The organism is Janthinobacterium lyxosi (genome assembly GCF_051380665.1).
Classification (GTDB): Bacteria; Pseudomonadota; Gammaproteobacteria; order Burkholderiales; family Burkholderiaceae_D; genus Janthinobacterium.
In genome coordinates this window covers 99,560-112,492 of the sequence record NZ_JBNYXM010000016.1, presented here as the reverse complement: position 1 = coordinate 112,492, position 12,933 = coordinate 99,560, and the positions used below count along the sequence as shown (strand labels likewise).

Here is a 12,933-nt window from a genome sequence, read left to right as displayed (position 1 = left end):
CGGCACGCTAAAGGAGTAACATGCAGGCAGTCACCGCGTTGTGGATAGCCGCACTGGCCCGACTGGCCGCCCTGGCCATGCTCTGTTGCGCGCCGGCCCAGGCGGCAACCTACGCCAATACCAGTTTTGCCTACAGCTGGATCGACGCCAGCAGTCATGCCAAGCTCGGTTATAACACCTCGCCCTACCGATTCAACGGTTCCGCAGGCTGCGGCACCACGCCGCCCATCCTCGACGACACGCTCAGCGATGCCTTGCCCATCGGCTTCAGCTTCATGTATTCGGGCGTGGCCTTCACCACTTTGCGCGTGATGACGAATGGCCGGGTGCAATTCAATAACAATGTCACTTGCGGCTATGGCAGCCCGGTACAGACGCTGCCCTATCCGGACAGCAGCTTGAATTACACCATGCGTATCTATGGCAACGACCTCGATCCCACGTCGAAACTGGAATTGCCCAGTTACAACACGGCTTGCGCCAGCCGCCTCACTTGCTACGTCAGCTACGCCACCATCGGCACCGCGCCGTATCGCAGCTTCGTGGTGACCTGGAACAAGGTGCCGGAATGGACCACGGGGGCCAATCCCACGGGTTCCTACACGCTGCAATTGATCTTGCAGGAAAACGGTGAGTTCGTTTATCAGTATGGCGCCGCCGTGGCGGGGCCGTCCGCCAAGCTGGGGCAGATAGGCTGGCAAGCGGACAGCAACGATTACGACACGCCGCAAACAGGTTTCCCTGTCACGAATTCGGCGATCAAGTTCTACATTCCCCGTCCGGTGATCGAGTACCGCATGGAGCAGCCCAGCTGGAACAATACGCCCGACCAAGTAACCGACACCAGCGGCAACGGGCGCGATGGCACGGTGCTGGGCGGCGCGCAGACGATCGCCGCCGGCCGCGTCTGCCGTGCCGCCAGCTTTCCCCTCAATACCAGCACCGCCGCCATGAATGCGATCGACAGCGGCCTGTCGGTGCCTGGTACCATGGGCGGCGCCGGCACCATCACATTCTGGTACAAGGCCAACACGGCCTGGTCCGGCAGCGGCGCGCGCGATGCGCAACTGCTCGACGCCACGCAAATGAATAACGAATGGTTTTTTCTCGTGCGGCGCAGCACGGGCGCCTTGCGCTTCGTCGTCACGGACAGCCTGGGCAATCAGCGCGTGGTGGAAACGGCTGCCAATAGCGTGCCTGCCGGTACCTGGAAGCATATTTCGGTAAGCTGGAGCTTCAATGCGCTGGCGGCGTCGAATAGCGACCGCCTGCGCATCTACGTCGATGGCGTGCTGCAAAAGGAGTCGGCGTTTACCACGGCGGCGGTGGTCTCGCCGCGCATCGGCAGCCTGTATATCGGCGATAACCGCAGTGGGGCGACGGGGCTCAATGGCAGCGGCAATTCCACCGACGGGGCCATCGACGAATTGCGTGCCTATAATTACGAGGGAGGCCTGGCGCTGGTGCAGCGCGACCAGAACCTGAGCCAGGCCGGCTGCCTGAACCACTATGCGGTGACGAATGCGGGCACGGGCCTGACTTGCCAGCAAAGTACGCTCACGGTCACGGCGCATGACGTCAACCATAACAATATCGTGATGCCCAACAACACCACGCAAATCCAGCTGAGCACATCGAACGGCATAGGCGACTGGGCCTTGATCGCCGGCTATGGCGTGCTCGACAATGGCGCCCTGAACGATGGCGTGGCGACCTATCTGTTCAACGGCGAATACCAGGCCGTGTTCGGCCTGAGCAGCGGCACGGCCGCTACCGTCAGCGTGAACGTGACGGATGGCCAGTTCACGGAGCAGGAAGATCAGTCGCTGGTGATCAAGGCATGCGCGGTGGCCCGTTTCAACGCCTGCGAGGCGACGTCGCCCCGCTGCACGCCCAGCACCAGCAGCATCAGCTATGCCCGCCTGAATACCAAGCTGGCCGACACCGCCTTCAAGCTGGACCTGGTGAAGCTGAAGACAGACGCCAGCCTGGAAACGAGCTTCAACGGCGCGGCCACGGTGGATTTGCTGGTCAATACCGCCACCGGCGTGGCGCTGGGCGCGAATAACTGCCCGGCCAGCCAGACGGCCGTGATTCCGCTGGGTCTGGTGGCGTTCACGGGCGGCTATTCGAGCGCGAATGTGAGCATCCCGGCCACCGCCATCAGCGCCGTGGCGCCCAGGTACGGCGCCTACCGCGACGTGCGCGTGCGCGTGACTTGCACCGCGGCCGTGTGCGGCAGCGCCAATGTGGGTTGCTCGACCGACAGTTTCGCCGTGCGGCCACAGCAATTTACGCTCAGCTCGAACATGAGCAACAGCGCCCTGAACGGCACGCCCAGCCTGGCGGCGGGCGCCCAGTTCACCTTGGGCGCGGCGGCCGTCGCCGGCTACAACGGCACGCCGCTGGTCGACAATTCCGCCGCGGGACAAAAAATCGTCGGCTTCGTCAGTGCCAGCGACTATAGCGACCGCCTGAGTTCAAGCTCCAACGCCAGTCCGTTTCCGCTTGGACAGGCGGTGCTGGCCAGCGGCCAGGCCAGCAGCAGCGACGTGACTTACAGCGATGTGGGCACCTTCCGCATGTTGCCGGAAGCAGTGCTCGACAATGCCTACACCAGCGTCGACCAGCCTGGCGACTGCGTGATCGGCAGCAGCAGCAATACGGCCGTGAATGGCAAGCTTGGCTGCAATATCGCTAACCAGGCGCAAAGCCCGACACCCGTCTTCGGCCGCTTTTTTCCTGACCACTACGCGCTCACGGGCGCACTGACGGCCGCCTGCGGCGGCTTTACCTACATGAGCCAGCGCGAACTGGGCGTCGTGCTGGGCGCGACGGCCTTGAGCAAGGGCAATCAGATCCTGGGGCGTTACGGCAGCGCCTATCCCGCCCTGGCCGGCGTGGTCGTGGGTGCCCGCGATGGCAGTACGACGCTGGCCGCCAGCCGCCTGTCGCCCGCCTTGCCCGCCTTTGCCTGGAGCCAGGGCCGCAGCGGCCGTTCTTACGCCACCGACAGTGCCGGCTACGCGGTGGGCAGCACGCAAGTGACATTGGCCGGCAGCGGCGGCCTGTCGGCGGGCGAATTGATCAAGTTCAGCGGCGACAATGCGATTTATACGGTGCAGGCCGGCGTCGCCGGTGCCGGCATGCTGACCCTGGCATCTCCCGGCTTGCTGCAGGCTATCCCGCCCACTGCGACGGGCATGGCGGTGCTATATAGTTTTAACCGGCTGTCCAGCGGCCAGGATGGACCATACGATAATTTTTCGCTGATGGTGGCCATCAGCGACGCCGACGGGGCGCTCATTTCCAGCGTCAACGGATTGGCCGTTACCCCTGCGGCCAGCGTGGCGGTCGGCAATACCAAGTTGCGCCACGGCCGCATGCAGGTCGCCAATATGTATGGCTCGGAACGGCGCGCGCTGCTGGTGCCGCTGGCCGCGCAATATTGGAATGGCACGGTGTTCGTCAGCAATGCGCTGGATAACTGCACGGCCTTGCTGCGCAAGAATTTCCAGTTGACCAATTATGTCAATCTGACGGAGGCCCAGATGCCCGCCGCTACCGCGCTGCCGCTCGACAGCGGCTTGCTGCAGCAGGGCGATGGCAGCGTGCTGCTGGCCAAGCCGGCCGCGCCGGTGACGAAAAAAGGCTCGTTGATGCTGCAGTCGCTGATTCCCTACCTGCCGGGACAGGCGCGTGAAACCATCGGCGTGTTCAAGAGCGAGCCGCTGCTTTTTATCCGCGAGGTGTTTTGAGGGACGGATTTTTGGAGTCGTGTGATATTCGTGGTGTTTTCTTGAAAATTCATTATCAATAGTTCATTTTTCAGACTGTTTTCCCATGCGATGAATTAAAATTGATTCAATGCATCATTCGCGCGGCAACGTTGCCGAAGCACTTCTATTCTCGGGATCGGTCGCATGGGTTTATTTGTAAAAGCAAAAAGACAGGATGGCTGGCTGGCGACATCGTTTGCCGGTGATGGCATGTGTGCCGCCGTTGTTTTGCGGCGCGCGGGCGAGCGGCCGCTGGTGCAGGCGGCGGCGTTTTATGCCGGCCGCAAACCCGTGCCGGCCGCTACCCTGGAAAAGCTGAACAAGGACATGCAGGCCCAGTTTTACCGTTGCAGTACCCTGCTCGGCGCCGGCGAATACCAGTTGCTGACACTCGATGCGCCGAATGTGCCGCCCGAGGAACTGAAAACCGCCGTCGGCTGGCGCTTGAAGGATATGCTTGATTTCCCGCTGGCTGAGGCCACCATCGACGTGGTCGGGATCCCTGCCGATAAAAATGCGCCCGGGCGCGGCCTGTCCCTGTTCGCCGTTGCCGCGCGCAACGCCCCTTTGGCCCAGCGCCAGGCACTGTACACCGAGTGCAAGATAGCGCTGACTGTGGTCGACATCCCGGAAATGGCGCAGCGCAATGTGGCGGCGCTGATGGAACCGGAGGGACGCGGCCTGGCCGTGCTGTCTTTTGACGGCGAGGGCGGCTTGCTGACGGTGACGTTTGACGCCGAACTGTATCTGGCGCGCCGCATCGACGTTACGCAGGCCCAGTTGGCCGATGTCGAGGATGACCGGCGGCGGCAGTATTACGACAGAATTACCTTGGAATTGCAGCGCTCGTTTGACCATTTTGACCGTCAGTTTCATTTTATTAGCATCTCCAAGCTGGTGCTGGCGCCGACCGGCAGCGAAGGTTTGCATGGCTACCTGGCGGACAATCTGTACATGCCTGTGGAAATGCTGGACCTGGCGCAGCTGTTCGATTTTTCCCGCGTGCCCGACTTGCAAGCTCCCGCCAGCCAGGCGCGCTTTTTCCTGTCCCTGGGCGCGGCCCTGCGGCAAGAGGGGGCATTAGCGTGAGCCAGCAAATCAATCTGTTCAACTCCGCCTTTGAAAAGCAGAAGCAGGTACTGACGGCTGCGGGCATGGCACAGGCACTGGGGCTGATGCTGCTGGCCAGTGGCGCCCTGGCCTGGTACGGCGCACACCAGGTGGCCGTGCTGGAACGCGCGGCGGACGACAGCAAGGTCATGCTGGCCGCGCGCGAGGCGCGGCGGGCGGATGTGCTCACGCGTTTCCCCACGCCGCAAAAGGATCCCCTCATCGCGCGCGCGCTGGGCCAGGCTGAAGCCGATCGCGCCGCCTTGTTCGAGGCCCAGACTATCTTGCAAGGTGGCGAGCTGGGCAACACGCAGGGTTATGCCGATTATTTCCGTGCCTTTGCGCATGCCAGGGTAAATGGTTTGTGGCTGACGGGGGCGAGCATCGTCGGCGCTGGTAAGGAGATCGGCCTGCAGGGGCGCACCGTGCAGCCGGATCTGGTGCCTCAGTATATTCGCGCCCTGTCCAGGGAGTCTGTGCTGCAAGGAAAATCGTTTGCGCGCCTGGATATGGCTGCTGCGCAAATTCCTGCCGCCGCGCCGCCGCTGTCGGCGCCGCCGCCGGGTGCGATGGCCGCCGCCGTGGCTGCACCGTCGCTGCGATTTATCGAATTCAGTTTGCAATCGTCGGCGGCGCCTGCCGGCGGCGCGGCAGGGGCGGTGAAAGAATGAAACAACAATGGCAAAAAATTGCCCTGAAAATCGATGCGCTCAGCGTGCGCGAGCGTGCCATGATTTTTGGCGCCGGTGTCGCGCTGCTGATTTTTATCGTTTTTTATCTGTTTGTCGACCCTCAGATGACCCGGCGCAAGGCGCTGGCCGACACTATTGTCCAGCGACAGCAGGCCGCCGCCGTCATCGATGGCGAAGTGGCGCAAAGGATGGCGGCGCATGCCGGCGATCCGGATCAGCAAGACCGGATCCGGCTGGAACGCATCAAGCAGGAAACCCAGCAGATGCGGCATGCCTTGCAGTCCACGCAAAATGGCCTGGTGGCGCCGGAGCGCGTCGTGCCGATGTTGCAGCAACTGCTGAAACAGCAAGCCCGCTTGCAACTGGTGTCGCTGCTCACCCTGCCGTCCGGTGTCATGGGGCAGGGCGGTCATGGTCCCGTCGCCGCGACGCCTACGCCCGCCGCTGCGGCGCCAGCGGAGCCCACACCGGCGAAGGCGCCAGCCCTGCTATACCGGCATGGTGTGGAAGTCGTATTGCGTGGAAATTATCTGGATATGGTGAATTATATGGACGCCCTTGAGGCGATGCCGGCCCATGTGTTTTGGGGTAAGGTCAACATGAAGGTCGAGCAGTATCCCAACGCCACGCTGAGCCTGACCTTGTACACGCTCAGCCTGGATGAGAAATGGATCGCGCTGTGATGCGCGCCAGGCGCTACGCCGGCGTTGGGACTATGCTGCTGGCCTTGGCGCCATGGGCCTTTGGACAGGGCCTGGTCGATCCGACCAGGCCGCCCGATGCAGTGCCTGCCGGGGGCAGTGCGGTGTCCACCCGCGCGGCTGGGCCGCAGCTGCAATCGGTGTTGATTTCCAATCAACCTGGCGGACGGCGCCTGGCCGTGATCGATGGCCGCAGCGTGCGCGCGGGCGACAAGCTGGGCGGCGCAGTTGTCGTCAGCATAGGCGAGGCGAGCGTGGTGCTGCGGCGTGGCAAGACCTTGGAAACGCTGCGTTTGTATCCGAAGACGGTCGATGCGAATGATGCAATGCATGTACGAAGGAAACAGGTTCATGTCACCCAATAAACACAAGGCGGGAATGCGGAAAATACTTGAAATAAGCAAGCAGGCAAGCGTCCTGGGACTTGCTGCGGGTTTGTGCGCCTGCAACGTCGCGCCTGTGAAGCGCGACACCTACAATGCGATCAAGCAGCAGGTGGCAGGCGCAGTGGCCACCACCAGCCCGGCGGCGCAGTCGGCAGCGGTGGAAAACGCGCTGTTGCCGCCGGCGTCCGCGCTGGCCGCGCAGTTGCCCAAGGCGCGCGGCGTGCTGGACGAGCGTTTCAATGTCGCGTTCAACAACGTTCCGGCACGCCAGTTCTTTCACTCGCTCGTCAACGGCACGCGCTACAACATGCTCGTGCATCCGGATGTGCAGGGTAATATTTCCGCCAACCTGAAAGATGTGACCCTGTTCGAGGCGCTCGACGCCGTGCGCGAGATGTATGGCTATGATTACAAGGTCGATGGCACGCGCATCGCGATTCGGCCCCTCACCATGCAAACCCGCATGTTCCAGGTCAATTACCTGACGGGCAACCGCAAGGGCACGTCGAATTTGCGCGTGTCCTCGACGTCGGTGTCGTCTGCGGGCACCAGCAACAGCGGCCAGAGCGGGGGATCCAACGGCCAGCAGTCGCAGCAGAACCAGCCGCAGCAGCCAGGCCAGCCCGGCAGCCAGGTACAGCAGGATAGTTCCAACCTGAGCACCACGTCGGACAGCAATTTCTGGGCAGAATTGAAAGAATCGCTGGGCGCCATCATCGGTGGCACGGGCGATGGCCGCAAGGTGGTGATCAGCCCGCAGTCTGGCGTCGTCGTGGTGCGCGGCATGCCCGAGGAATTGCGCGCCGTCGACCTGTACCTGAAAGCGACGCAGCTGTCGGTGGACCGCCAGGTGATCCTGGAAGCCAAGATTCTCGAAGTGGAATTGAACGATAATTTCCAGACCGGCATCAACTGGGCCTCGTTTGCCTCCATCAAGAGCGGCCACACGAACCGCATCTCGACGGGCTTCATCCAGCCGGGCGGCACCCTGGCGCCGCTGCCGTTCAATGGCGGCCAGCCGCCGAACATGACGACTGGCAACGGCCTGACGGCCAGCAGCGGTTTTGGCTTGAGCTCGGCGGCCACGGCTGCCGGTTCGATGTTCGGCCTGGCCTTCCAGACCGCCAACTTTGCCGCCATGATTACCTTCCTGGAATCGCAAGGCGCCGTGCACGTGCTGTCGAGTCCGCGCATCGCCACCATGAACAACCAGAAGGCCGTGCTGAAGATAGGCACGGACGAATTCTTCGTCACCGGCGTGAGCACCACCGTGACGTCGACCGGCACTACGGGCGGCACCACCTCCAGCCCGAACGTCACCTTGCAGCCATTCTTTTCCGGTGTGGTGCTCGACGTGACGCCGCAGATCGATGACCAGGGCAATATCATCCTGCACGTGCATCCGTCCGTCAGCCAGGTCACCACCATCAGCAAGGAAATCGACCTGGGCAGCGCCGGTTCGCTGAAACTGCCGCTGGCCGCTTCCAGCACCTCGGAAATGGACAGCATGGTGCGCAGCCAGGATGGACGCATCGTCGCCATCGGCGGCCTGATGCGCCAGGCCACCACCTCGGACCGCTCGCAAGTGCCGGGCGCGGGCGATATTCCCGTACTGGGCGCCTTGTTCCGCAACACGGGGCAAGTGATACAGAAGCGCGAACTGGTGGTGCTGATCAAGCCCACCATCGTCGAGGGCGCCAACAGCTGGAACGAGGACTTGCTCGATTCGGGCAAGCGCATCGAGGCGCTCGACCCGCGCCGTCCGTCGGAGCGGCGCTAAATGTACCAGGCCCATTTCGGCTTGCGCGAGGCGCCGTTCGGCCTCACGCCCGATACCAGTTTCTTCTTCAACGGCCCGCAGTCGCAAAAGGCGCTCAACACCTTGCTGGTGGCGGCGCGCAATGGCGAGGGCTTCATCAAGATCACTGGCGAAGTGGGCACCGGCAAGACTTTTCTTTGCCGCAAGTTCATGCAATCGCTGGGGCCGGACTTCGTCACGGCCTACATCCCGAATCCGAACCTGCCGCCCCGTGCGCTGATCCTGGCGCTGGCCGACGACCTCGATGTGTTGCTGGAGAAAGATGCTGATCAGCATCAATTGCTCAAATCGCTCAACCTGCGCTTGCTCAACCTGGCGGCGCAGGGCAAGCGCGTGCTGCTGTGCCTGGATGAAGCGCAGGCGATTCCCGTCGACAGCCTGGAAGCCTTGCGCCTGCTGACGAACCTGGAAACGGAAAAGCGCAAGCTGCTGCAAATCGTGCTGTTCGGCCAGCCCGAGCTGGACGTCAAGCTGGCCCTGCCGGAAATCCGCCAGCTGGCGCAGCGCATCACCTTTCACTATCACCTGGGGCCTTTGTCGCGCGATGACGTGGATTTTTATGTGGCGCACCGCCTGCGCGTGGCCGGTTTCGATGGCGCGCGCCTGTTCAGCCGGGGCGGCGTGAGCAAGCTGTACATGGCTTCCGGCGGTATCCCGCGCCTGATCAACATCATGGCGCACAAGGCGCTGATGGTGGCGTACGGCGAAGGCCGGCAGCAGGTCAGCGGACGCCACGTGGCGCTGGCCGCCAGCGATACCCTGGCCAGCAAGCGGCGCCGCTTCTGGCAACGGCCGTGGCCGTGGCTGGCCGGCGCCGGCGTGCTGGCCGCCGCCTGCACCGTGAGCTGGACCTTATTGAACCGATGACGAAGATGAGCCTGTAGATGAGCCTGATTAACAAGATGTTGCAAGACCTCGATGCGCGCGGCACTCCCGATGGACGCGGCGACGCGGCCGGCATCCGCTCCGTGCCCGAACGCGAGCGGGGCGTGTCGCGCGCGCTGGTTTTCGGCGGCGCGGCCGGCTTGACGGCGGCCGCCATCGCCCTGGGCTGGGTGTACTGGAAGCGCCCGCCAGTACCGCCCGTGCTGGTCAGTGTGGCTACCACGCCGGTAGCGGCGCCCGTACCCCCTGTATCGGCGCCTGTCGCCGTTGCACCCGCGCCGGTTGCACCCGCCCGGGCGGCGGAACCCGAGCCAGTGTTCCAGGCCGAGGAGGCCGCCCCCGCGCCGGCGAAGCTACGGCTCGCCGAGTTGCGCCGCATCACGGAAAAACCCGCCAAGCCTGCCGCCGCGCTCGTGCTGAAGACGGCCGCGCCCGCCGCCAGCGAGCGCATCATTGACGGCAAGCAAGTCACTGCGCAGCAGCGCGTGGAGAATGAATACCGGCGCGCGCTGGCCCAGTTGCAGGATGGCCGCGTCTCGGACGCCATGCTGGCCTTGCAGCAGACCCTGCAGCTCGACCCGCGCCACCAGGGCGCGCGCGAAACCCTGGTGCGCCTGCTGCTCGAAGCGCAGCGCCCCGACGAGGCGGCCCGCCAGTTGCAGCTGAGCCTGGCACTGGACCCGAAACAGCCGGCGCAAGCGATGATGCTGGCCCGTTTACAGCTGGACAAGGCCAACGGCGGCACGGCCGCCCTCGACACCCTCATGCGCAGCCTGCCGCATGCCACGGACAATGGCGACTACCGCGCCTTCCTGGCCGGCGTGCTGCAGCGCGAACAGCGCTACCGCGAAGCGGCCGAGCACTACCAGTTGGCGCTGCAGACGGCGCCCGACAACAGCGTCTGGTGGATGGGCCTGGGGATAGCATTGCAAGCCGATAACCATCCGGCCCAGGCGCGCCAGGCCTTCGAGCGGGCCAAGGGCTTGCAAACCCTGTCGCCCCAGCTGCAGGCGTTTGTCGAGCGCAAGCTGGTGCCGTTGACGGCGGCTGTGGCGAAGTAACTATCACCTCAATGAAAGAAACCAGCTTGAAGCCTCTTAACCTGCTCATCGTTCTTTGCTGTCTTGCCAACAGCGCCCTGGCCGCACCCGCCAGCGCGCCTGCCAGCTACGTTCTTGACAATACCGAAGTGCGCGACATCCATGCGCAAGCCTTGAAGCGCGACTACCAGCTGTATGTGGCCTTGCCCGACTCCTATCGGCAGGGTAGCAAGCGCTATCCGGTGCTGTTCGTCGTGGATGCCAATTATTCGTTCGCCATCGTGCGCAATATCGCGCAGCGCCTGAACAAGCATGCGGGGATGGAAGAAGTGGTGGTGGTGGGGCTGTCATATGCGAATGGCGATGGCGGGGTGTACAGCCGTCGCCGCGACTACACGCCCACCACGCCGCGCAAGCATGACTACCGCTCGGACATGCCGGGACGGCAACCGGCGTTCGGCGAAGCGAAGGCCTATGGCCAGTTCGTCTCGGGCGAAGTGTTTCCCTTCATCGCACAGCATTACCGCGTCAACATGCAGCGCAAAGTGTTTATTGGCCACTCCTACGGCAGCCTGCTGGGCCTGCAATTCCTGCTGACGGAACCGCGCACCTTCGAGCATTACATCCTCGGCAGTCCATCGCTGTGGTACGACGCCGGCGTGATGTTCGAGCGCGAACAGGCGTATGCCGTCAGCCACAAGGACTTGCCTGCGTCCGTGTTCTTCGGCATCGGCGGACTGGAAAAGCTGTCGCCAGGAAAGAAACGTTCGCGCTCGGAAGACGCCGCCGACATGCTGGCCGACTTGCGCGAGTTCGATGGGAAGTTGACATCGCGCAAGTTTCCCGGCTTGAAGACGCGCCTGCGCGTCTTCAAGGATGAAGATCATGCGAGCGTGTTTCCTTTTGTGCTGACGCATGGATTGCGGGCGTACTTGACGTCCGCAAAATGAATGGCGCTCAGGGGCGCATCAATGCCGGCATGATCAGCTTGGTCAGCAATTTTTCGCTGAGCGCGTGGGCATCGCGCACCTGGAAGTTGGTCGTGGTGATGACGACCACGGCATCGAGTTCCGGCAGGACGAAGACGAAGTGGGCATCGTCATGCCGATGCGTTTCGACTTCGTCCTCGCCACGCGTGGCCTTCAGGCTGCCGATATCGAAGATGCTGCCGCGCGCGCCGTGATGCACGTCGCCATAGAATTGGCCGGACTTGAATTGGCGTGGAGTGCTCATATCGGCATGGTATGTGCGCCCGCCCGGACGGGCGAGCGCGGGCCGACGAATGGCGCCAGACGCAGGATGAACGGTCGATTCAGGGGAATGCGTGGCATGCGGAGGCGTCCGGATCCAGGCCGCCGGCCTGCGACGCCATCGCTTGTCAGGGCAGCCCATGCTGTTTACAACCGCGCCTCATCGCCCCACACATGCCGCATGCTGAAATGCAAGCCGGCATCGTCTTCATGCAGCGACGAAACGATGGCAAAGCGGCTGTCGGCCGTGTCGCGCGGGGCGAGCTGTATCAGCTCGGCGGCGGCCAGCGGCGCGCCCAGCGGGTCGCTGAGCGGATGCACGTGGGCGGCGCCCCGTTGCGTGACCACGCCCAGTTCGCCGCTGCGCAGGCGCACCAGGGTGCCGGGCGGGTATTTGCCCAGCAGCTTGACGAACTGTTCTCCCAGCAGCGGGTCGATGGGCACGCCCTGGTCGAGGAAAATGTGTTGCAGCGCTTGGTCGGGCACGATGGAGCGGCGGTAGTTGCGCGCCGAGACGCGGGCGCAATAGCGGTCGGCCAGGCCGATCAGCTTGGCGTTTTGCAAGATTTCATCGGCCGTGCGGCCCTGCGGGTAGCCGCTGCCGTCGTCGTTTTCGTGGTGCAAGAGCACGCAACTGAGCCATTCCTCGTCGTCGACGCCGGCACAGCGCAGCAGTTCCGTGCTTTCCTGCGGATGCAGACGCACGATGCGCATTTCTTCGTCATTCAGGGGGCCGCGCCGGTCCTGGAAGCTGTCGTGGTGGCGCAGCATGCCGACGTTCATGGTCAGCGCGGCCGCGCCGATCAGTAATAGTTCATCGTGGGACTTGTGCATGCTGCGGCCCACCAGCATGGCCAGCAGCGCCGTTTCGATGCAGTGGCGCACGGCGTAGCTGCCGGCGATCTGGTTGAGCAGTATGCTGGCCAGGGCGATGTCGGCATCGTGCCCGAGCGCGCGCAGCAGTTCGCGGGCTATGTCGCGCACGTCGCGCTCGGCATTGCTTTCGCTGCGCAAGTCCAGCAGCAGCCGTTCCAGGCGCTGCGCCGCCTGGTTCAGCAGGCGCAGCACGGATGGCTGCTCGGGCGTGCCCACGTACAGGCCCAGCTGCAGCAAGCGGCCCAGCTGCGCGCCGTCCGTGATGATCTGCCCCTTGCGTAGTTGCGGGCCGGCACTATGGTCAGCCAGAAACAAATCCCAGGGCAGGGGTTCGCCGGGAACCAGGTCGGCCGGGCCGATGCGACGCTGTACCATGCTGTCATCCTTTGCTCCGC

General features: G+C 63.6%; 11 protein-coding genes. 9 read left to right on the top strand and 2 right to left on the bottom strand.

Annotation, left to right across the window (positions count from 1 at the left end):
* Positions 1 to 20: 20 nt before the first annotated feature.
* The 9 genes from ACQ4WP_RS18220 (at position 21) to ACQ4WP_RS18180 (ending at position 11,362) form a co-directional block, all read left to right on the top strand.
* Complete coding sequence (locus ACQ4WP_RS18220) at positions 21 to 3,758, top strand: LamG-like jellyroll fold domain-containing protein (protein ID WP_436523034.1); 3,738 nt, start codon at positions 21 to 23, stop codon at positions 3,756 to 3,758.
* Between the two features lie 165 nt (positions 3,759 to 3,923).
* Positions 3,924 to 4,868: an agglutinin biogenesis protein MshI gene (locus ACQ4WP_RS18215; RefSeq protein ID WP_436523032.1), complete on the top strand. Its 945-nt coding sequence runs from the start codon at positions 3,924 to 3,926 to the stop codon at positions 4,866 to 4,868.
* Positions 4,865 to 5,560 carry an MSHA biogenesis protein MshA gene (locus tag ACQ4WP_RS18210; RefSeq protein WP_436523030.1) on the top strand — a complete coding sequence of 232 codons (696 nt, stop codon included), beginning with the start codon at positions 4,865 to 4,867 and terminating at the stop codon, positions 5,558 to 5,560. Before ACQ4WP_RS18215 ends, ACQ4WP_RS18210 begins: the two co-directional genes overlap by 4 nt.
* Before the next feature lie 59 nt (positions 5,561 to 5,619).
* Positions 5,620 to 6,264, top strand: coding sequence for a hypothetical protein (locus ACQ4WP_RS18205; protein ID WP_436523028.1), 645 nt, complete (start codon positions 5,620 to 5,622; stop codon positions 6,262 to 6,264).
* Complete coding sequence (locus ACQ4WP_RS18200; RefSeq protein ID WP_436523026.1) at positions 6,249 to 6,647, top strand: MSHA biogenesis protein MshK; 399 nt, start codon at positions 6,249 to 6,251, stop codon at positions 6,645 to 6,647. Before ACQ4WP_RS18205 ends, ACQ4WP_RS18200 begins: the two co-directional genes overlap by 16 nt.
* A gap of 13 nt (positions 6,648 to 6,660) precedes the next feature.
* A complete protein-coding gene (gene mshL, locus ACQ4WP_RS18195; protein WP_436523024.1) occupies positions 6,661 to 8,448 on the top strand; it encodes a pilus (MSHA type) biogenesis protein MshL in 1,788 nt (595 codons plus the stop codon).
* Entirely contained in the window at positions 8,449 to 9,354 is a 906-nt protein-coding gene (locus ACQ4WP_RS18190) for an ExeA family protein (protein ID WP_436523022.1), read from the top strand.
* Between the two features lie 17 nt (positions 9,355 to 9,371).
* Positions 9,372 to 10,433, top strand: a complete 1,062-nt coding sequence (locus ACQ4WP_RS18185; RefSeq protein ID WP_436523020.1) for a tetratricopeptide repeat protein — start codon at positions 9,372 to 9,374, stop codon at positions 10,431 to 10,433.
* A gap of 26 nt (positions 10,434 to 10,459) precedes the next feature.
* Positions 10,460 to 11,362, top strand: coding sequence for an alpha/beta hydrolase (locus tag ACQ4WP_RS18180; protein WP_436523018.1), 903 nt, complete (start codon positions 10,460 to 10,462; stop codon positions 11,360 to 11,362).
* 7 nt (positions 11,363 to 11,369) lie between these two features.
* On the opposite strand, the gene ACQ4WP_RS18175 is transcribed toward ACQ4WP_RS18180, so the two are convergent.
* Both ACQ4WP_RS18175 and ACQ4WP_RS18170 read right to left on the bottom strand, forming a co-directional pair.
* Positions 11,370 to 11,645, bottom strand: coding sequence for a hypothetical protein (locus tag ACQ4WP_RS18175; RefSeq protein WP_436523016.1), 276 nt, complete (start codon positions 11,643 to 11,645; stop codon positions 11,370 to 11,372).
* Positions 11,646 to 11,809: 164 nt separating this feature from the next.
* Positions 11,810 to 12,913: an HD-GYP domain-containing protein gene (locus ACQ4WP_RS18170; RefSeq protein WP_436523014.1), complete on the bottom strand. Its 1,104-nt coding sequence runs from the start codon at positions 12,911 to 12,913 to the stop codon at positions 11,810 to 11,812.
* Positions 12,914 to 12,933 lie beyond the last annotated feature (20 nt).

Coding starts and splice junctions, on each gene's coding strand:
- ACQ4WP_RS18220 (WP_436523034.1), top strand. CDS start 21: ATGCAGGCAGTCACCGCGTTGTGGATAGCCGCACTGGCCCGACTGGCC.
- ACQ4WP_RS18215 (WP_436523032.1), top strand. CDS start 3,924: ATGGGTTTATTTGTAAAAGCAAAAAGACAGGATGGCTGGCTGGCGACA.
- ACQ4WP_RS18205 (WP_436523028.1), top strand. CDS start 5,620: ATGATTTTTGGCGCCGGTGTCGCGCTGCTGATTTTTATCGTTTTTTAT.
- ACQ4WP_RS18200 (WP_436523026.1), top strand. CDS start 6,249: ATGGATCGCGCTGTGATGCGCGCCAGGCGCTACGCCGGCGTTGGGACT.
- mshL (WP_436523024.1), top strand. CDS start 6,661: ATGCGGAAAATACTTGAAATAAGCAAGCAGGCAAGCGTCCTGGGACTT.
- ACQ4WP_RS18190 (WP_436523022.1), top strand. CDS start 8,449: ATGTACCAGGCCCATTTCGGCTTGCGCGAGGCGCCGTTCGGCCTCACG.
- ACQ4WP_RS18185 (WP_436523020.1), top strand. CDS start 9,372: ATGAGCCTGATTAACAAGATGTTGCAAGACCTCGATGCGCGCGGCACT.
- ACQ4WP_RS18175 (WP_436523016.1), bottom strand. CDS start 11,645: ATGAGCACTCCACGCCAATTCAAGTCCGGCCAATTCTATGGCGACGTG.
- ACQ4WP_RS18170 (WP_436523014.1), bottom strand. CDS start 12,913: ATGGTACAGCGTCGCATCGGCCCGGCCGACCTGGTTCCCGGCGAACCC.